General features: G+C 35.8%; 1 protein-coding gene. It reads right to left on the bottom strand.

The window, feature by feature from the left end; all coding sequences use genetic code 11:
• Positions 1–192 (bottom strand): hypothetical protein (locus SB772_RS43065; RefSeq protein ID WP_410838905.1); only part of this gene is annotated, 192 nt, incomplete at its 3' end.
• Positions 193–257: the final 65 nt, after the last annotated feature.

Below are 257 nucleotides of genomic sequence, written 5' to 3'. Positions count from 1 at the left end.
CATATAACCTTTCATATCTTTTGTTGGGTCACCTAATGATAGAGAATTTGAGTCATTATTTGTAGATGCAGTGTCTTTATATTCAAAAGTTCCATCTTTTTTTTCAACCCAACCCGTTTCTTTTTTCTCATCTAGATTAGTTTCCAATACACCAACTTTAGATTGAAATTCAGGTGTATTTTGGCTTTTCATTTTTGCACATGGATCGGTTGGAGGATTCGTGTTAGGTGTGCCAGAACTTCCACTGCTTCCACTAC

The organism is Paraburkholderia sp. SIMBA_030 (genome assembly GCF_046535245.1).
Classification (GTDB): Bacteria; Pseudomonadota; Gammaproteobacteria; order Burkholderiales; family Burkholderiaceae; genus Paraburkholderia.
The sequence above is the reverse complement of the archived record's forward strand: the minus strand, read 5'-3'. Positions and strand labels throughout refer to the sequence as shown.